At 64.9% G+C, this 18,838-nt stretch carries 18 protein-coding genes and 1 pseudogene; 8 read left to right on the forward strand and 11 right to left on the reverse strand.

Annotated elements, in window-relative coordinates:
- Window positions 1-30 precede the first annotated feature (30 nt).
- On the reverse strand, window positions 31-483 hold the full coding sequence (locus CCUG20998_RS14225) for a Fur family transcriptional regulator (protein ID WP_036455692.1): 453 nt from the start codon (window positions 481-483) through the stop codon (window positions 31-33).
- A gap of 329 nt (window positions 484-812) precedes the next feature.
- On the opposite strand from CCUG20998_RS14225, the gene CCUG20998_RS14235 reads away from it, so the two are divergent.
- Window positions 813-1,262: a nitroreductase family deazaflavin-dependent oxidoreductase gene (locus tag CCUG20998_RS14235; protein ID WP_011740210.1), complete on the forward strand. Its 450-nt coding sequence runs from the start codon at window positions 813-815 to the stop codon at window positions 1,260-1,262.
- 221 nt (window positions 1,263-1,483) lie between these two features.
- Window positions 1,484-2,299, forward strand: coding sequence for a DUF1906 domain-containing protein (locus CCUG20998_RS14240; RefSeq protein WP_050674685.1), 816 nt, complete (start codon window positions 1,484-1,486; stop codon window positions 2,297-2,299).
- A gap of 33 nt (window positions 2,300-2,332) precedes the next feature.
- Here the strand turns inward: CCUG20998_RS14240 and CCUG20998_RS14245 are convergent, their stop codons facing one another.
- Complete coding sequence (locus CCUG20998_RS14245; protein ID WP_036455694.1) at window positions 2,333-3,187, reverse strand: sulfurtransferase; 855 nt, start codon at window positions 3,185-3,187, stop codon at window positions 2,333-2,335.
- 123 nt (window positions 3,188-3,310) lie between these two features.
- Window positions 3,311-4,006 carry a DUF899 domain-containing protein gene (locus tag CCUG20998_RS14250; protein ID WP_020729155.1) on the reverse strand — a complete coding sequence of 232 codons (696 nt, stop codon included), beginning with the start codon at window positions 4,004-4,006 and terminating at the stop codon, window positions 3,311-3,313.
- A 246-nt stretch (window positions 4,007-4,252) separates the two neighbouring features.
- Here CCUG20998_RS14250 and CCUG20998_RS14255 point away from each other — a divergent pair, with 246 nt between their 5' ends.
- From CCUG20998_RS14255 to CCUG20998_RS14270, 3 genes are all read left to right on the forward strand, one after another.
- On the forward strand, window positions 4,253-5,116 hold the full coding sequence (locus tag CCUG20998_RS14255; protein ID WP_020729156.1) for a cyclopropane mycolic acid synthase family methyltransferase: 864 nt from the start codon (window positions 4,253-4,255) through the stop codon (window positions 5,114-5,116).
- Window positions 5,117-5,649: 533 nt separating this feature from the next.
- On the forward strand, window positions 5,650-5,928 hold the full coding sequence (locus CCUG20998_RS14265) for a hypothetical protein (RefSeq protein ID WP_012394618.1): 279 nt from the start codon (window positions 5,650-5,652) through the stop codon (window positions 5,926-5,928).
- A gap of 106 nt (window positions 5,929-6,034) precedes the next feature.
- Window positions 6,035-6,718: a class I SAM-dependent methyltransferase gene (locus tag CCUG20998_RS14270; RefSeq protein ID WP_012394619.1), complete on the forward strand. Its 684-nt coding sequence runs from the start codon at window positions 6,035-6,037 to the stop codon at window positions 6,716-6,718.
- Here CCUG20998_RS14270 and CCUG20998_RS14275 read toward each other — a convergent pair.
- The 5 genes from CCUG20998_RS14275 to CCUG20998_RS14295 form a co-directional block, all read right to left on the reverse strand.
- Window positions 6,699-7,775 (reverse strand): MMP endo-(1,4)-3-O-methyl-alpha-D-mannosidase, encoded by a 1,077-nt coding sequence (locus CCUG20998_RS14275; protein ID WP_036455696.1) that lies wholly within the window; start codon window positions 7,773-7,775, stop codon window positions 6,699-6,701. The genes CCUG20998_RS14270 and CCUG20998_RS14275 overlap by 20 nt on opposite strands.
- Window positions 7,762-8,520 (reverse strand): class I SAM-dependent methyltransferase, encoded by a 759-nt coding sequence (locus CCUG20998_RS14280; RefSeq protein WP_020729158.1) that lies wholly within the window; start codon window positions 8,518-8,520, stop codon window positions 7,762-7,764. The genes CCUG20998_RS14275 and CCUG20998_RS14280 overlap by 14 nt, the downstream gene beginning before the upstream one ends.
- Window positions 8,514-9,773 carry an MMP alpha-(1->4)-mannosyltransferase gene (locus CCUG20998_RS14285; protein ID WP_020729159.1) on the reverse strand — a complete coding sequence of 420 codons (1,260 nt, stop codon included), beginning with the start codon at window positions 9,771-9,773 and terminating at the stop codon, window positions 8,514-8,516. Before CCUG20998_RS14285 ends, CCUG20998_RS14280 begins: the two co-directional genes overlap by 7 nt.
- A gap of 164 nt (window positions 9,774-9,937) precedes the next feature.
- Complete coding sequence (locus tag CCUG20998_RS14290; RefSeq protein WP_020729160.1) at window positions 9,938-11,038, reverse strand: NAD(P)/FAD-dependent oxidoreductase; 1,101 nt, start codon at window positions 11,036-11,038, stop codon at window positions 9,938-9,940.
- Between the two features lie 165 nt (window positions 11,039-11,203).
- Window positions 11,204-11,617, reverse strand: coding sequence for a VOC family protein (locus tag CCUG20998_RS14295; RefSeq protein ID WP_036449986.1), 414 nt, complete (start codon window positions 11,615-11,617; stop codon window positions 11,204-11,206).
- A 227-nt stretch (window positions 11,618-11,844) separates the two neighbouring features.
- Between CCUG20998_RS14295 and CCUG20998_RS14300 the strand changes: the two genes are divergently transcribed.
- On the forward strand, window positions 11,845-13,173 hold the full coding sequence (locus tag CCUG20998_RS14300; RefSeq protein WP_020729161.1) for a PPE family protein, SVP subgroup: 1,329 nt from the start codon (window positions 11,845-11,847) through the stop codon (window positions 13,171-13,173).
- 352 nt (window positions 13,174-13,525) lie between these two features.
- Window positions 13,526-13,849: a DUF732 domain-containing protein gene (locus CCUG20998_RS14305; RefSeq protein ID WP_020725423.1), complete on the forward strand. Its 324-nt coding sequence runs from the start codon at window positions 13,526-13,528 to the stop codon at window positions 13,847-13,849.
- 114 nt (window positions 13,850-13,963) lie between these two features.
- Here CCUG20998_RS14305 and CCUG20998_RS14310 read toward each other — a convergent pair whose 3' ends face one another.
- From CCUG20998_RS14310 to CCUG20998_RS14320, 3 genes are read right to left on the reverse strand one after another with little or no spacing between them, the layout of a single operon-like run.
- On the reverse strand, window positions 13,964-15,232 hold the full coding sequence (locus CCUG20998_RS14310) for a cytochrome P450 (RefSeq protein WP_231389682.1): 1,269 nt from the start codon (window positions 15,230-15,232) through the stop codon (window positions 13,964-13,966).
- 42 nt (window positions 15,233-15,274) lie between these two features.
- On the reverse strand, window positions 15,275-16,678 hold the full coding sequence (locus CCUG20998_RS14315; protein WP_020729163.1) for an NAD(P)/FAD-dependent oxidoreductase: 1,404 nt from the start codon (window positions 16,676-16,678) through the stop codon (window positions 15,275-15,277).
- Entirely contained in the window at window positions 16,675-16,890 is a 216-nt protein-coding gene (locus CCUG20998_RS14320; protein ID WP_015355775.1) for a ferredoxin, read from the reverse strand. The genes CCUG20998_RS14315 and CCUG20998_RS14320 overlap by 4 nt, the downstream gene beginning before the upstream one ends.
- Window positions 16,891-17,148: 258 nt before the next feature.
- Between CCUG20998_RS14320 and CCUG20998_RS14325 the strand changes: the two are divergent.
- A pseudogene (locus tag CCUG20998_RS14325) lies at window positions 17,149-18,814 on the forward strand (PecA family PE domain-processing aspartic protease).
- The last annotated feature ends 24 nt before the right edge of the window (window positions 18,815-18,838 follow it).

An 18,838-nucleotide genomic window follows, 5' to 3' on the forward strand; every position in this document is an offset into this window, starting at 1 on the left:
CCTTCCAGGGGTGGGTGAATCGGGCTGCGATCACGGCTGTGACCGGGGCATTGCGGTTGAACAATCGGGGCAGATGCCCCAATAAATGACTTCGGCCTCGTCGACAACGAAGCCATCCAGCACATTGCTGTCGTCCGAGGGGGCCAGACACGGAGCCTCACCGACGGCACAATCGATGTCGGCAATCGCTCCGCAGGATCGGCAGACGACATGGTGGTGGTTGTCGCCGACGCGGGATTCGTAGCGGGCGACCGATCCCGACGGCTGGATGCGACGGACCAGGCCCACCGAGGTAAGTGCGCCGAGCACGTCATATACGGCCTGCCGGGACACGTCGGGCAGGATTTCGCGAACCGCCGAGTAGATCGTTTCGGTGTCGGCGTGTGGGTGATCGCCCACGGCCTCGAGCACAGCAAGCCTCGGCCGGGTGACGCGCAGATCGGCCATACGCAGCTTCTCTGTGTAGTCCGCCGTTGACCCCACTTCGCCACTATGACTCGCTATCTTGAATCGGTCAAGAGTTTCCGCTCGCCATCAACGCACAATTGGGCCGGCGCGCTCAGCCCCTTGCTCCGGCACCTTCGGGCCCGCATCACACCGCGCCCTGCGACGGTCGCGCCCGTGGCCGATTGCCAGTTGAAAACGATTGCACAACAAGCACACTCAGACACCGGTGCCGCCACGCGGTCGCGCGCCGGCAGGGTTGACGACAACACCGTCAGGCCGCTCCGAACGCCGGCCATCTATCAGGTAGATTGATATCAGACACCCTGATATAGCTGGGGCCGCAATGTTCAGAGATGGGATCTGAAATGTCCAATCCGAAGCCACCGGCTTGGCTCAAGCCGATGAACAAAGCCATGGTGACCCTGCAGAAGATCGGCGTCGTCGCGGGCCCGGTACGGGTACTCACCGTGACCGGCCGCAAGACGGGGCTGCCGCGCAGCACCCCGGCAACCCCGTTCGTACTCGATGACTGCGTGTATGTGGTCGGCGGATATCCAGGTGCGGACTGGGTGCGCAACGCTCGCGCGGCCGGCAGCGGAACCGTTACCCGGGGACGCAAGAAGCAACAGGTTGTCTTCACCGAACTCACCGCAGCGCAGGCGGTTCCCGTGCTGGCCGCGTTTCCGCACAAAGTTCCTCGGGGCGTCGGCTTCTTCAAGCGCTCCGGCTTGGTGCGGCAAGGAACGGCCGAAGAGTTTGCCGCACTGGCCGGGCAGTGCGCCGTCTTCCGGCTCGACCCCACCGCGCAGAACTAGCCCTATCCACGAGCCTCGTCGCCGCCACCGCGGTGCCGGTTTCGGGCGATGTCGACCAAGATCCGCCCGGAAGTCCGCGCAGCGAGTCTCGCTTCCCGCACGAAATATTCTGGGCTGATTAACCTTTCGAGCCAGTTCGACTGCTCCGGCAAATGCACCTGGACGGAATGCGGTCGCCGCGGCACGACACCGAGGGAACCGGAATTTGGTACCATCGCGCGGTGCACAAACCGGCTGCACCGGGTAGCCGCATCGGGGTGCAATCGGTGTCCCGGCGCGACGTCCTCAAGGTATGCAAGTTTGCCTTGGCACCGGCTTTGTTCGGCCTCGGGACACTCGCCGAAAGCGTCGACGCACCCCGGGCCGCCGCCACCGGCGTGAGGTTGATCGACTTTGCCAAGCAGCGCATCTCACCAGAGCTGATCAAGTCGGCAGGCTATGACGGCGTCGTGAACTACGTATCCGAATCGCGCCCGGGAGCGAACTTCCAAGCAAAACCGATCACACGCGAATACGCCGACGGATTGCGAGCGGCGGACCTGCACATCGTCAGCAACTACCAGTACGGCAAGCCCGGTGGCTCAGCGCCGTCGGATTTCACCCGCGGCCGTTCCGGTGGTGTGCAAGACGCCCAGACTGCCCTGAGCCTGCACAGCGCGGCAGGGGGCACAGCGTCGGCCCCGATCTTCTTCAGTGTCGATGAAGACATCGACCCGCACACCTGGGACACCGCTGCCGTGGAGTGGTTCCGGGGAATCAACTCGGTACTCGGCGTCGAGCGCACCGGTATCTATGGACATTCCCGGGCCTGCGCGTGGGCGGTCAGAGACGGGGTGATCGGAAGCTCGACCACGCCGGAGCACCGGTGGGCATGGCAGACGAGGTCGTGGTCGCATGGTCAGCGCGAGCCCGCCGCGGTGCTGTATCAAGAGGTCGTCAACAGTCCCACACACCCAAGTCCGCTGTTAGGCGGGATACGTGTGGACGTGAACGAGGTCCTCGCCGCCGACTTCGGGCAGTGGGATCTGGCGCGGTGATCGGCTAGCGGAACCTGCGGGGTGGCCGCCGGTTCATTCGGTGCTGCGTTCCACGGGACGATTGGGATCCGAACACCACTCCGACCATGAACCCGGGTACAGCGCCGCGTCGCCGCCCGCGGCGACCAAGGCCGCCACGGTGACTGCGGCGGTGATGCCCGAGCCGCAGTAGGCGCCCATGGCGCCGTCCCGATCAATGCCGTATCCGGACAGGAGTTCGTCGAGCGCGCCGGTGTCCACAAACGTTCCGTCCGCGGTCAGGACGGCGCCGCTGGGAAGGTTCTTCGCGCCGGGAATGTGGCCGCCGACCGGGTCGATCGGCTCGACATCACCACGGAAGCGCTCGGGCGCGCGGGCATCGAGCAGTGTCGTGACTCCGGCGCCAACTTGGCTCGCCGTCAATGTCGGACGGCTTCCGACGTACAAATCCTCATACAGCACGGACACATTGCCGGCGCGGGGGTGAACGGCTCCCGTCTGCAAGTGCCCACCGGCGCGGCGCCACGCGCCCAGACCTCCATCCAGGATGCGCACATTCGCTACCCCTGCCGTGGTCAACAGCCACCATGCTCGGGCCGAACCGGCCCGGTTCCAGTCGTCGTAGACCACGACCAGTTCGTCCTGCTGCACTCCCCATCGGCGCGCGGCGATCTCGAGATTGCGCCCCGACGGTAGCGGGTGCCGGCCGCGCCCGGCGACGGTGTGGTCGCTGAGTTCCGCCTCGAGCGACACATACACCGCTCCCGGTAGGTGGCCGCGCAGGTAGGACGGGTGCCCGTCGGGTTCACCGAGCTGCCATCGCACGTCCAATATCGTCACCGGCAAGCCGGCCCGGATGTGGTCGGTCAACTCAGCCACAGAGATCAGCACCTGCCCTCTAGCCTGCACCTGTCCACCTCTTTCTCAGGAGTCTTCTGCGAGCTGGCGACACGCACCGATGAGCCTACGGATACCTCCCGAGTACCCGTCGCCGGTGCGACGAACGCACCGTCCCGACCCCGCGACCAGTGGCTAGGGGCCAGCAGTGTCGCCGGGGCCGTAGGCCAAGGCGATCTCGCGTGAGCCCAGCCAGCCCGAGTAGGTCGGTCGGGACGGCCATCCGGCGGGCGAATCCTGCCATTGCTCCTGGCGCCCCCACGGCAGCAGGTCGATCAGCCCGAACATGTAGCTGAGTTGCTCGGTGCCTCGACCGGTCGTATGCCATGTGCGGTAGACGGTGTCACCATCACGCAGTAACACATTGACCGCAAAGCCTCCGCCGGCCGGCGCATCCAGGTCAGCGGCGAACGAGCTCTCCGAGGACGAATACCACGGCATCCTGTTGCCCACCTTGTGCTTGTAGGCGAGCGCGTCGTTGATCGGCCCGGTCGTGACGATCACAAAACGCGCGTCATAGTGAGCCAGGAACTCCAGCCGGGTGAACTGCGACGTGAAGCCGGTACACCCGCCGCACTGCCACTCGGCGCCATCGGTCCACATGTGGTGGTAGACGATCAGCTGCGCGCGGCCGTCGAACACATCGACCAGCCGGACCGGCCCGTCCGCACCGATCAGCGTGTAGTCGGCCAGCCGCACCATCGGCAACCGGCGCCGCTGCGCGGCAATCGCATCCAGTTCGCGAGTGGCAGCCTTCTCGCGCTCGCGCAGTTCGTCGAGCGCGGCGCGCCAGGTCTGGTGATCAACGCTTGCTGGCAGGGCCTTTGCCATGGAATCCGCCTTTGATGTCGATGTTTGGTGATCACTTGTTATGACCGCCGCGGCGGCCGGAAGTCATCGCGCCAGGGCGGTCGATGTCCCTACGGTGGCTTTTCGCCGCGCGGTTCTGACGGATAAGTGCAGGCCAGCACCGAATCGGAGGTGGCCGTGTTTGCCGTTCTCGGCTGGCGGGAAACCCTGCAGGGGTTGGGGGACGGGAAATTTGGGGGGCCGGTGGGCCCGGAAAGGCACACAACCATGGCTCAACGGCTGGTACCGCATTTCGACGACGTCCAGGCGCATTACGACCTATCCGACGATTTCTTCCGACTGTTTCTGGATCCCACCCAGACCTACAGCTGCGCCTACTTCGAGCGCGACGACATGACACTTGAAGAGGCGCAGATCGCCAAGATCGACCTGGCGCTGGGCAAACTGGGCTTGGAGCCCGGCATGACACTGCTCGATATCGGCTGCGGCTGGGGCGCCACCATGCGTCGCGCGATCGAGAAATACGACGTCAACGTCGTCGGCCTCACCCTGTCCAATAACCAGGCCGCCCACGTGCAGAAATCGTTCGACCAGCTGGACACCGCACGCACCCGGCGGGTGCTGCTGAAGGGCTGGGAGCAGTTCGATGAGACCGTCGACCGCATCGTCTCGATCGGCGCGTTCGAACACTTCGGTCACGACCGCTATGACGACTTCTTTGCGATGGCGCATCGGGTCTTACCGCGCGGCGGGGTGATGCTGCTGCACACGATCACCGGCTTAACCCGAGAGCAGATCAGCGATCGGGGAATACCGATCTCGATTGACATGATCCGGTTCGTCAAATTCATTGTGACCGAGATCTTCCCGGGCGGCCGGTTGCCGTCGATCGACATGGTGCTGCAGCACGCGGGCAGGGCGGGCTTCACGCTGACCCGTCGCCAGTCGCTGCAGCCGCACTATGCCAGAACCCTGGCTCTGTGGGCTCAGGCCCTGTACGCCTACCGGGACGAGGCCATCGAGATTCAATCCGAAGAAGTTTATGAGCGCTACCTGAAATACCTGACCGGCTGCGCAGATGCCTTCCGCCGCGGTCACATTGACGTCAATCAGTTCACCCTGCAGAACTAGCCCGCGATCGGCGTGCCGGGCGCTGCATCTTCTCGAGGTCGGCGCGCCATCGCAGCTTGGACTACAACGACACGGTCAACGAACGGCCACAATTCATCACGATTGGCACACGGCACTGGCATCGCCTGACCACTGGTGCGACGGTGTTGCGGTGAGTGTTGACGTCGGCCGTTTCGAGTACGGCTCCCGCACGCAGTGGATGGACGCCCCGCCCCGGCGGTGTAAGCGTGGCCACTGGCTGCTTCCGGGGCACATGATCGTTGCGGTCATCCGATGCTCGTGTGGTCGGCACACCTGCTGGGAATGCGAGTGCGGCGCTGCCACGTATCGACCGGCGCTGACCCACTCTTGCACCATTGTCAGGGACGTGCATGCACCGCTAGATCCTTCTCAACTGGTCAGCTGAGGCAGTCTCTGCCCCTGCACCGCGGCGACGACGCCAGTAGCGTGCTAGGGGTTAGTCGAACCGAGCGTTTGCGACTGCGGCTTTTGGTCTATAGATAACGCATACCCCGAATTGAGGAAGGGCGACAATGCGGCTCATTGTGCCAACCACCGTAGCGACCGCAGCGCTGCTGTTCACCGGATGCTCTGCCTCCGAGATCGTCAACACCGGCGGTGACACCAAGTGCAAGGACTTCACCACGCAAGACGAGAAGAAACAGAGCGAAGAAGTCGGCAAGATGCTCAAGGACAAGAGCGGCAAAGACCCGACGAACCTCGAGATCTCGGCCACTCGTCTGTCCGCAATGACTTACTGCCAAACGTTGGGCAAGCCCGACACCAAGATCTCCGAAGCGCCACACGGCTAGCACCATCTTGGCCGGACGCCTGTCCAGGACGGGACGTATTGGCTATCACCCAGCAACCTGCGGGACCACGGCGTCACCAGAATTGGCGTGACGCTAGATTTTGGTGATGAGCAGCGACATCCCCAGTGCGGTGCAGCGAATCTTCGCGCTGGCCGACCAGGTGCCTGGATTCATGCCGGCCGATGAGGGGGAGGCGCTGTTCAACGCCGCGCTGCGGTACTTCAATGGCGGGCTCGGTGTGGAAATCGGGACCTACTGCGGCAAGTCCACCCTGTTGCTCGGCGCCGCGGCGCAACAATGCTCCAGCGTCCTCTACACCGTCGACCATCATCACGGCTCTGAGGAACACCAGCCCGGTTGGGAATACCACGACGATTCACTGGTCGATGAGATCACTGGACTGTTCGACACCCTTCCAACCTTCCGGCGCACGCTGGACTCTTCCGGCCTGGACGACCATGTGGTGACCGTCGTGGGCAAATCGCCGATCGTGGCCCGGGGGTGGCGATCACCCCTGCAGTTGCTGTTCATCGATGGAGGTCACACCGAGGCTGCCGCCGCGCAGGACTTCGAGGGCTGGGCCAGATGGGTGAGCCCAGGGGGAGCGCTCATCATCCACGATGTGTTCCCCAACCCCGCAGACGGTGGCAGGGCGCCGTACCACATCTACCGCCGTGCCATCGATTCCGGTCAATTTCAGGAGATTTCGGCAACCGGGTCACTACGGCTTCTCGAGCGCACTAGCGGGGGCCCCGGCGAACAGATCGAGGTTAGCGGCCGGGCCTGCTGACGACGCACTCGCAGTCGAAGTCGGTTTGCAGGCCCGTGGGCAGCGCATGCCCACGGAAGATGCCGGCACCCCGAGTGGTATTCGATAGCGCATCCGCGGCGAGGATCATCGCCGCAGCGGTCCAGGTGGTGCGTTCCTCGGGCCAACGCTTCCCGTCTGCGAAGACCAATCCCGTCCAGTAGGACCCGTCGTCTTCGCGCAGGTGCTGCATCGCCGCGAACTGTTCATGCGCCGCGGCGCGGTGACCGATGGCATCAAGCGCCAGCACCAGTTCGCATGTTTCGGCTCCCGTCACCCACGGCCGGTCGTCGACGCAGCGAATACCGAGGCCGCCGACAACAAAGTCATTCCAGCGGTGGTCAATTCTGGCGGCCGCCGCCGGTCCGCGTAGCGCACCGCCGAGGATGGGGTAGTACCAGTCCATCGAGTAGCGCTCCTTTTCAGCGAACGCCTCCGGGTGCGCGACGATGGCGTGGCCAAGCCGACCGAGCGCCAGTTCCCACTCCGGCTGGGGCTCCCCGACAAGAGCCGCCAGCGCCAGCGCACACCTCATGGCGTGAAAGATGCTGGCGCACCCGGTCATCAGGGCCTCCGTCAGTGGCCCGGACTCACTTCGAGCCCAACATATTTCGCCATTGCCCACCTGCAGGTCGATGACGAAGTCGATCGCCTTGCGCACCACCGGCCACATCGTGACGGCGAATGACTTGTCGCCGGTCACGAGCACATGGTGCCAGATTCCGGTCGCGATGTAGGCGCAGAAGTTACTGTCACTGTTTTCATCTTCGACAGTGCCCGTGCGGATTTGAATCGGCCATGACCCGTCGGCCCGCTGCGCGCGGCGACTCCAGTCGAATGCGGCGCGCGCCTGCTCGAGAAGTCCGGCAGCGGTGAGCGCCATCGCACACTCCACATGATCCCACGGGTCGGTGTGGCCACCCACAAACCACGGGATGGCGCCCGAGGGTTCTTGTGCGGAAGCAATGGATTGGGCCGTCTGCCGACATTGATCGCGAGTCAGGGCACCCGGCACCGCCGGCGGACTAGGCCGATGCAACTGAATGTCCCAAATCTGCTGGGCTTTGCGCCGATTCCCGCTTGTCGAAATACATCGCGACACTCTTACCCACCAGCGGATTGAGAACCGACTCGGCCATCCGCGTTACCCTGGGCCGCCGCATCAGATCCCACACCAGCAGCTTGTGATACGCGGCCACCAAGGGGTGGTCCGCATTCGACACACCGACAGCGCATTTCAGCCACCAGAATGGCGAGTGCAGCGCATGGGCGTGATGGGCGTGGGTCAAGGCCATTGGGTGGCGAGTGATCTTTTCGCGCAACTCGCTGGCCCGGTAGACCCGCACGTGGCCACCTTCGTTGCTGTGGTACTCGTCCGAGAGCAGCCAGCACACTCGCTCGGGAAGCCATCGCGGCACGCTAACCGCAAGGGTGCCGCCGACTTTGAGTACCCTGACCAGTTCAGCGATTGCTGCGTCGTCTTGTGGCACATGCTCCAGAATCTCGGACGCGATGACGCAGTCGAATGTTTCGTCCGGATACGGCAACGCAAGCGCGTCACCGAGAACCACTTTCGCCGATGCCGCGGCCGGCGCCTCACCCGTCTGAGCCATTGCAGCCAACATGGTGTCCACCGCACGCAGTTCTGCCGCATCCCGGTCGAAGGCGACGACATCGGCACCGCGTCGGTACGCTTCGAACGCGTGCCGGCCAGCACCGCAGCCCACGTCGATGACCGTGGCGCCAGGACCGATATCTAGGCGGTCGAAATCAACTGTCAGCATTGAGCATTGCTTTCAGGTGCGGTCGTTGTTCGCTCGATCGCAGCGGCATAGACTCGCACGGTTTGCGCGGCCACCGCTTCCCAGCTGAACACACCGAGGGCCCGCTGCCGCCCGGCTTCGCCGAGGCTGCGACGCTTGTCCGGAGAATCGAGAAGCTCGCCCAGCGCGTGGGTCAGCGCGCCGACATCGGCGGCCGGCACCAGCTGCGCGCAGGCACCGTCAGTGCCCAACACTTCGGGCAATGCTCCTACCCGGCTGGCGACTATCGGAGTTCCGCTCGCCATCGCTTCTACCGCGGGAAGCGAAAATCCCTCGTAGAGAGAAGGAATGCAGGCGACCTCAGCCGAAGCGAACAAGGCCGCTAGCTGCGCATCCGAGAGCCCGTTGCTGATGTGAACGATGTCGGAGACCCCCAGTTCGGCGATGAGTTTTTCGGTGGGGCCATTGGGTTCCACCTTCGCCACCAGCCGTAACTCAATCTCGCGGTTCACCCGCAGCTTGGCGACCGCGTGAAGCAGTGTGCTGACCCCTTTGAGGGGCGTATCGGCACTGGCGATCGCCATGACGCGGCCCGGTTTCCGTGGGCCGACTCCGGGCTCGAACAATTCGGTGTTGACGCCGAGTGGCACCACATTTAGCTGATCGGGCGAAACCCCGAAATCAGTGACGATGTCCGCGGCCGATGACGAGGAGACGGTCAGCAGGTGCGGCAGCTGGCGCGCCACCTGCTTCTGCATGGCAGAGAATCCATACCAGCGGTGCACCAAGGGTTTTCGCCACCATCGCGCGGCCGCGAGATCAAGCACTCTGTCCCGCGTGATGGGGTGATGGACGGTGGCCACCACCGGTAGCCCCATGGCGGCGATGCGGAGCAGGCCGGTTCCCAGGCTCTGATTGTCGTGCACGAGGTCGAAGTCGCCAATGCGATCGGCCAGCAGTCGGGCGACGCGCAGCGAGAAGGTTCGCGGCTCGGGAAAGCCCGCTGTCCACATGGTGAAGAGTTCCAGCAGGTCTATTGAATCGCGGATCTCGCTCGGATGCGGGACCCGAAACGGATCCGGCTCGCGGTAGAGATCAAGACTTGGCACTTCGGTCAGCCGCACCCGCGGATCAAGCAGCTCCGGATAGGGCTGCCCGGAAAAAACTTCGACGTCATGGCCGAGGTCCACCAACCCGCGGCTGAGATGACGCACATAGACACCCTGTCCGCCACAATGAGTCTTACTGCGATAGGACAACAGGGCAATTCGCATACTTAACTCTTCTCCACTGGTGAGCGGCCAGGGAAGCGCGCCAAGCCCAGGGCGGTCACCGAAGCCTCGGACACCGCGACAGCAAACTGGACATTTGTCCAGACTATAGTTCGATGAACTAATCGACGCAACGCGTGCAGACGCTGGCTCATGCCCGCCGGCCGCTACTGCGGGCTTCGCGAACCCAGCTGTGCCTCGGGCCGCAAGTCGTCGAACAGGTGGTCATCACCGGCGGCCGCGGCCAGCTCGCTGCCCAGCGCCGGTGCGTGCTTGAAAAGGTTGTGCCCGGCGATGAAGAAGATCCCGTCGCGCTGCCAGACCCCCACGCCGTCGGAACCCCACGGTAGCTCGGTGACCCAGCAATGCCGGATGTCGACGGGAGCGGGATCAAGCCCCGGCAAAGCGCGCTCAACGTAGGCATTGGCCCGCTCGCCTAGCCGGGCAAGCGCGGCGGGCGCCAGCAGGCCACCGCCGGGGGCGTCAACGTATTCGTTGAGTCCGACGGCGTAACGCCGGTTGCCTGCCTCCGCGGCCGCATAGATGCCGGTCTCACCGAAACTGGTGGCGCCGTCCTGCAGGCAGGCCAGCCGAGGTGGCGGTTCGCCGCGAACGCGATAGGTGAGACGCACGTGGGCGCCCTCGCGCACGGGTAGCGCTAGACCGACACCGCGAGCCAGCGCAGCGGTCCCGCGCCCGGCGCACACGACCAGGCGGCCATGCTCGGCAACCGCGCCGCCGGTGCGAACTTCGACCGTGCCGGCGGAGGTGGTGCGGACCAGCAGGACCTCGTCGGTGACCAACCGGTCAGCCAGCGCGGCCGTGAGCGCCGATATCGCCCGCGTGGTGCGAATCGCCCCACCGCGCTCGTCGAGCACCGCGACGCCGTCGAAGTCCGCGTAGATCGGTAGCCGACGGTGCAGTTCGTCGGTGCCGATCCGCCGCGCAGGGCAGTCGCCGACGGCCTCGAGCACACCCAACCGACGCTCGGCCACCGGGCCAATAGCCACTACTCCATCACTGCAGAGCAGTTCCACACCCAGGCGCCGCCCCCATTCGTCCCAGATCAGCCGGCTCCTTTTGGCGAGGGCAACCATGCGGGCATCGTCGTGGGCATGCCGAAAGATGCGCGACTCACCGCCTGATTGCCCGTGACCGGGCACCCCACGCTCGTAGACGGTCACCGAGATGCCGCCTAGGGACAGGGCGTAGGCGGTAGCCAGACCGACGATCCCGGCCCCGACAACCCCAACATCGGTGCAACGCACACTCCCAATCAACCACGACTGTCGAAGTTTGTCAGTCGGGCGACACCCGCCTCACCCAGGTGCCGACGACCTGGCAACGAATACGGCTGGCGCTGAAAAGACTTTCAGTGCCCGCGTTTTCGCCTCCGACGGCAGTCCGGCACGCTGCGCGCGAGGCCCGATTGGTCACTCGTAGTACCGGGCTTCGACCACATTGCCGTCCGGGTCTGCGAAGTAATATCCCTGCGGCGCCCATCCCCGGGCGCCATAGCTGCGGTTGAGCCGCGCACTGGTGTCCACACCGGCCGCCTGCAAGCGCTGATCGAGCGCGTCGTATTCGGCTTTCGTCATAGCCAGGCAGACGTGGTTGACCCGATGGCCGGCGCTGCCCGGGCCTCCGGTGAGGGTTTCGGTGTCGGCAACGCTATCCCGCGGCAGCAGGTCGATGATGGAGTCGGCAGAAACCCGCACACTCGGAAACGGTGCGTCTCCAGCCTCGAACTCGCTGACCCGTACCGGCGCAAGCCCCACCACTTGGGTGTAGAAATCCACGGCGGCACGGGGATCTGTCGTCCACAAAACGATGTGGTCCAGCCGCATCACCCTTGTCTACCCGGTCTATACCGCGATGACAAAGCACCGCGGATCCAGGCCATTCGGAATGCGCACCGGACCCCGGGGTTGACGGACCTGTCGTGTTTCAAGGACGTGTCATGTTCCTGGGAGGGCGGCCGTTAGCCGACTTGGTAGTGGCCGAGCAACCTAGGATGCCGTCACCGACGCCGCCAACACGCTGGCGTTCGCTAGACCGATCGGAGTGACACGAGATGGATTTCGCACTACTACCGCCAGAGATCAACTCTGCCCGGATGTATGCCGGTCCCGGGTCCGGGCCGATGCTGGCCGCCGCGGCGGCGTGGGACGGGTTGGCGGCCGAATTGCATTCGACGGCAAGCTCGTATCAGTTGGTGGTCGCGGGGTTGACTACCGGCCCTTGGGTCGGTCCGTCATCGGTGTCGATGGCTGCTGCCGCCGCCTCGTACGTGGCGTGGACCAGAATCACTGCCACCCAAGCCGAACAGGCGGCCAGTCAGGCCGCGGCGGCAGTGGCCGCCTATGAGGCAGCGTTCGCGGAGACGGTGCCACCGCCAGAGGTGGCGGCCAACCGCGCTCTGCTGATGATGTTGGTGGCAACCAACCTCTTCGGTCAGAACACCCCGGCAATCGCCAGTACCGAGGCGCAGTACGCCGAAATGTGGGCCCAGGATTCCGCGGCGATGTATGGCTACGCCGGCTCGTCGGCGTCCGCGACGCAGTTGACGCCTTTCGACTCACCGCCGTCGGACACCGCGCCCAGTGGGCTAGCGACGCAAGCGGCGGCGGTCGCCCAAGTCGCCGAGACGTCGGCGGGCAACGTGCAGTCCACCGTGGCGCGCACGCCGCAGGCGTTGGCCGCCGTCCCCAATACGCTCAACAGCCTGGCCGCACCGGCGGCGCTCCCAACGCTGACGCCGCTGGAGCTGCTGGATCTGTTGTCTGACCTCAGCGGGCTGTTCATCGACCCGGAAATTGGCGCAGCGGGACTTGGTGTCGACTCATTTGTCGGGATCACGGCCCTGCCTTACGACATCGTCGGCTATCTGATCGGTGTACACACCGACGACATCGTCAGTGGGTGGGCTGGGCTCGAGACCTGGCCAGGGCTGGCTTCGGTGCCACCAACCCCATTCCCGGCGGCGATCACCAACCTGGGCGGGTCGGCGATATCGGCGGGTTTGGGTGAGGCGAATTCCATCAGTGGGCTCTCGGTACCGTCAGCCTGGACCGTGTCGGCGCCGGCAATACGCACGCTTGCCCTGGAATTGCCCGGCACCAGCGTCGCGGCCGCCGCCGAAGCCTCTAGCGGCGGCCTATTGGGACAGATGGCATTGGCCAGTGTCGCGGGCCGGGCGATCGCCGGCACCGGCGGCCTGGGACGGCGAGACCGGCCCGGCGGCGCTACCACCCGTGATCAAACAGCGCCGCAGACCGGTGCGCCAACCGGGCCGATCACCAGCATTGCCGCTGAGCTACGTGAGCTGGCGGCCCTGCGCGATTCGGGGATCCTCACCGAGGAGGAGTTCACCGAGCAGAAGCAACGCCTGTTGCCGCACTGATCCCGGCAATCCGAACCCGGTGTTGATCGCCGCGCCGAAACCTCTTGCGGCCCAGCATGATTGCGGGCCGCCGCGGCCGAGAACGAACCGCAGGAAGTTCGGGTAAATGGCCGGCATTTCCCCGCGCCGAAATATGCGGTTTTCGACCGCCCGCCGCGTTCTGAACCAGCATTAAAACAATGCAGTAGCGAAATATATCCCAGGTTGACTCTGGAAATTTGGATAAGTATTAATGGGCAATAGTTTTGGATCTAGCGCGGCTAAGCCGGCGGGCTTAATCTGTTTCACGTACTGCGCACACTCGCTGACTCCGCATCGGATCTTTATCCCGGAAAGAAAGGACGGGCATGACATGTCTGCACGTCACTGGCTAGCCGCCTGCACTGCCCCTGTCGCGGTTGGTGCCGCGCTAGTATTCGGCACCGCTGTCGCCACGGCCGACGCGACCGATGACGCGTTCCTCGCCCAGATGCACAAGCTGGGGTTTACCTGGCCAGCGGGAGACGATTCCGACATCGTCTCCATGGGTCACCAGATCTGCGCTGACCGCATGAGCGGCAAGACGCCGGACGCGATAGCCCAGGACATTCACACGACCTTGGGCGAAAAAGGCATTACGTTCGCGGACGTGACATCCATGGTTAGCGCCGCGGAATCAACGTATTGCTCGGATTAGCAAATTGCAGCCACCGCCAACTGTGGCCGTAAGACACAAATAACCTAGCTATCCTTTTTTCTGACACGCCCTTGACTCCCTCGAGGCGCGCAACCGCTCACTGAGTCGTGCAATTTATTCGGTGATCGCTGCGAAATCCACCCACAAGTGGCGGGGCCCGCGAAATACCTGATTGTGCCGATACGGAGGCGGGTCGACCACCAGCTTGGGGGACTGCACCCGCCGCAGGAAGATCTCCAAGGCGAGGTTGACCTCCAACCGAGCTAGCGGGCCACCCATGCACGTGTGGATCCCGCTGCCCCAACCGAAATGCTCGTTGTCCTCGCGCAGCGGGTCGAACCGATTCGGGTTGTCGAATCGCCGCGGATCCCGGTTGGCCGCGGCGTAAATCAGGTGCACCGCCGAACCCGCGGGAATCACCGTTCCGCCGATCTCGATTTCATCGGTGGCGCTGCGGCTGGGGAAGAACTGCACCGCCGACTGCAGTCGCTGCACCTCTTCGATGGTGCGCGGAATCAACTCCGGGCGTTGGCGCACCAGATCCCACGAGCCGGGGTTTCGCAGCAGCGTCATCACACAGTTGGTGATGGTGTTGACCGTCGAGTCATGGCCGGCGACCAGCAACAGCAGGGCATTGGCGGTAGTCTCTGGCACCGACATCGGACCATCGGGTCCGTCGTCGTGCAGGAGCTTGGACAACAAGCCCTCGCCGGGGGTCTTTGCATAGCTGCGCACCAGGTCGCCCAAATAGTCCGTCAATGCCGCGGTGCTGACCCGGCCTTTCTCGGCCAGCACCTGTCCCTCCTCGGTGTCTCCCTCGGGGCCGAGGTCGGTGCCCGCCATGAAATCGAAGATCCAGGCGTGGAATTTCGGCTCGTCCTCGATCGGCACGCCGAGGATTTTGCAGATCACGGCGACGGGTATGGGGTACGCAAAGTCCTCGACGACGTCTAGACGGGTGCTACCGCGCGCGCTGGCCTGGTCCAGGAGGTCGTTGGCCAGCCGCACCACGAACGGCTCCATGCTGGGAATCAGGTCGGGGGAGTGGGGCGGGGCGAAATGACGCATCACCTGCCGGCGGGCCCGGTCATGATCGGGCGGGTCGGAGACGATGATGCTGGCATCTTGTCCGTAGGCCTGCACGTGTTCGCTGCCCGGTTCGGGCTGGGGGGCTTCACCACCGAAACCCGAAGGGCTTCGGGTGATGTCGGAGCTGATCCGCGGGTCATGAGCCAGGGCGAGCAGTTCGCGGTAGCCCGTGACAACATAGGTCTTCTCGGCAACCTTGGCCACCGGCGTCTTGCGCAACTCGTCGAAATAGGGATAGGGGTTGGGGCGGTTCTCGAACTTCATCGCCTCGGCCCAAGCGGTTTCGGCATTCATCGCCATCTCCTCACATCCTCATGTCACCAGTTGCGCAGCAAGTCAGCCTCGGCGGGGCCGGAATTCGGCACCCCGCGAGGTCGGATCGTGTCCGGTCAGCACCACATCGGGCATTGCGGTCGGTTCGCGTGGGTCCGGGAACCGGGCCGGCATCGGCTCGCAACCGACGGGGCAGTCATAGCCCGGCGGGGGCGGCGGGAAGGGGGCAGACTGCTCAATCAGGCTCGCGTAGTAGGGCAGCCACTTGCCGTGATCGAACGTGACCGCGCCGACGATGCGGCCACGGTAGCCGTATGCGGCCGCGAAGCGACGTTGTTCGATCGATCCCTGGGTGAATACGATCTCGTCGCCGAATGAGCACACGCCGACACTCTTGATGTTGACGCCGAACTGCCCCGACCAGAAAGAGGGCAGCGGCAGGTGCGGGCGCCGACCCATTTCCAGGCTGATCATGTTGTTGGCTGCCACCTCGGCACCGAAAACAGCGTTGTCCCAATGCTCTTGAGACATGAATTCGTACTCGTAGAGCACATGCGGGGCCCGCGCTACGTCTCCGGCGACGAAGATGTTGTCGGTCACCACTCCGTTGATGTCGAATGCGCGGCAGCCCGCATCGCAGGCCACCCCCCAGAACCCGCTTGCCAGTTGCGCGCCTTCGAGCCATTCGACGTTGCGGATCGAGCCCAGCGAGGCGACCACCACGTCCACGTCGAGCACGGTTCCATCGGAAAGGCGGGCCGCCCGGACGTGTCCTTCCGCGTCGCCCTCGAGGCCTTCTACCGCCACGCCGGTCCGCAGGTCGACTCCGGCGTCCAACTGCATCTTTGCCGCGATATCGCCGATCACACCGCCAAGCGCACCAACCAGTGGCGCCTTGCCACGCTCGGCCACCGTCACCGGGAGATCGAGATCCCGGCACACCGAAGCGATCTCCGACCCGACAAAACCCGAGCCGACGATGAGCACCCGGCGTGGCCGCCGTTTCAATGCCGCGGCCAGCTTCTCGGCGTCATCGCAAGTGCGCACCGTGAACAGCCCCTCGAGCGCAGCCTCCTGCGGGTTGAACCAGGGGCGCGCCCGGGTTCCGGTAGCGATCAGCAACCGGTCGTACTCCACCCGTTCACCGTTGGCCAACAGCACCTGGCGGGTGGACCGGTCCAGACCCACCGCCGCCACGCCCAACCGCCACTGCGCGTCAACCGGACGCAGCCGGGGCAGCTTGGTGTGATGTGCCGGCACCCAACCCTTGAGCACCTGCTTAGACAGCGGAGGCCGGTCGTAGGGTTCGTACTGCTCGTCTCCGATGATGGTGAGATGCCCCGCAAAACCCCTGTCCCGCAATGCTTCCGCAGCGCGTAGGCCAGCCAGCGAAGCGCCCACGATGACCACGCGTCCCTGGGCTTTGAAGGTGTCGACGAGTTGGCCGACCAACGACCCCGGGTTCATTTGGTGTCCCGATCTGCCGGCGGGTCCACCTCGAGGATGATCGCCTGCACCGGACACGACGCCGCCGCACGTAAAACCCGCTGCCGCTGGGAGTCGTCGGGGTTGGGGTCATATGCCAGCGCTTCCTCGCCGACCAGCTTGAATACCTCGGGCGCCAGCGGGACGCACTGGGCGTAGCCCTGGCACTTATTGAGATCGACCACCAATCGCATATCCCGACCCTTCGTCTCCGCCGCCTGGTGCCCTCGCGCGCAGAGACTACTGCGTCGCGGCCAACAAGCGCAGAAATAATCGCGATCGGTCGGCTTCACCTCGCACAAGCGGGTGGCCGAAGCCGGTCGATCGCGACCTCAGACCGGTGCGGGAAGGCGAATCGCGGTATGACCTGTGCGTAAAACCGGGGTGGGGAAGCGGGTATCTGGATACTCTTACTCGCAACAACATCAAGGGTTGATGCGGAGGGGAGCGGCGTGTCGCTTCTGGTGGTGGCGCCCGAGTGGCTGACATCAGCGGCTGCAGAATTGCAGAGCATCGAATCGGCGCTGAGCGCGGCGAATGCGGCAGCTGCCGTTCCGACCACGGGCCTGGCCGCCGCAGCGGCCGACGAGGTATCGACCGCGGTCGCGACGTTGTTTGCCGGATTCGGCCAGGAATACCAGGCGATCAGCACGCAGCTCAGCGCATTTCAACAGCAGTTTGCCCTGACCCTGAACTCATCGGCCGGGTCATACGCGGCCGCCGAGGCCCAGTCCGTGTCGGTACTGGACACGCTGGGACGCGACGTGTTCGGGGCGATCAATGCGCCCACCGAAGCGTTGCTCGGGCGTCCCCTGATCGGCAACGGAGCGAATGGGACCGCCACCAGCCCCAACGGGGAAGCCGGCGGGCTGCTCTTCGGCAACGGCGGCATTGGCTACTCCCAGACTGGGTCGGGGATAGTCGGCGGGGCCGGTGGTTCGGCCGGGCTGATCGGCAACGGTGGCGCCGGGGGCACCGGCGGTGCCGGCGCAACCGGTGGTGCCGGCGGCAACGGCGGATGGCTCTTCGGTAGCGGTGGAATCGGCGGGACGGGTGGCGCCAACGCCCTGGGCACCGGTGGGACAGGTGGACTCGGCGGCTCGGCGGGCCTGTTCGGCGGGGGCGGCAACGGCGGCGCCGGCGGCCTCGGCATCAGCGGGGATCTCGGGACGGGCGGTGCGGGCGGCACCGGCGGCTTCTTGCTGGGTGACTACGGGGTCAGCGGTGCGGGCGGTGACGGTCGTACCGTGCCGCTGGAGGTTGTCAACGTCACTGAACCGGTGGTCAACGTCAACGTCAACGGCGGACACAGCACCCCGGTTCTGATTGACACCGGATCCGCCGGACTGGTGATGCAAGTCAAGGATGTCGGCGGCCCACTGGGGCTACTGCGTATGGGGCTACCCAGCGGAATCAGCATGAGCGCCTACAGCGGGGGACTGACCTACCTATTCGCCACGTACCCCACCACGGTGGATTTCGGCAATGGAATCGTCACCTCGACCACCGGTGTCGACGTTGTCCTGTTCTCCATCCCGACGTCTCCGTACGCCTTGACGACTTGGCTCAACGCCTTGTGGAGCAATCCGTTGACCACCCCGTTCGACGCATACTTCCAGTCCGCCGGTGTCGACGGCGTGCTCGGGGTCGGCCCCAACGCGGTGGGCCCGGGCCCCAGCATCCCGACTCAGGCTCTGGGCGGAGGCCTGGGTCAAGGGTTGCTCATCGACATGCAGGGCGGCGAGCTCGTGTTCGGCCCCAACCCGCTGATCGGGCCCAATGTCGAGGTCACGGGAGCGCCGATTTCCACCCTGTGGGTCTCGGTGGACAGCGGTCAGCTGATCGCGGTTCCCTCGATCATCGATTCCGGTGGCGTGATGGGAACCATCCCATCCTCCGTGGTCGGCGGCTCCACCCTGCCGGCCAACACCAACATTCAGGTCTATGCCGATAGCAGCGGCTCGGACCGGCTCTACTATCAACACGAGCGACTACCAGCCGACGGTGATTTCGTCGGGCCTGATGAACACCGGGTTCCTGCCCTTCTGGATGCAGCCGGTGTATATCGACTACAGCCCGGCCGGTACCGGGACGACAGTCTTTGATCACTCCGTGTAGCGCGGTTGGGTGCCGCGGCGGCAA

The organism is Mycobacterium marinum (assembly GCF_003391395.1).
GTDB classification, from domain to species: domain Bacteria; phylum Actinomycetota; class Actinomycetes; order Mycobacteriales; family Mycobacteriaceae; genus Mycobacterium; species Mycobacterium marinum.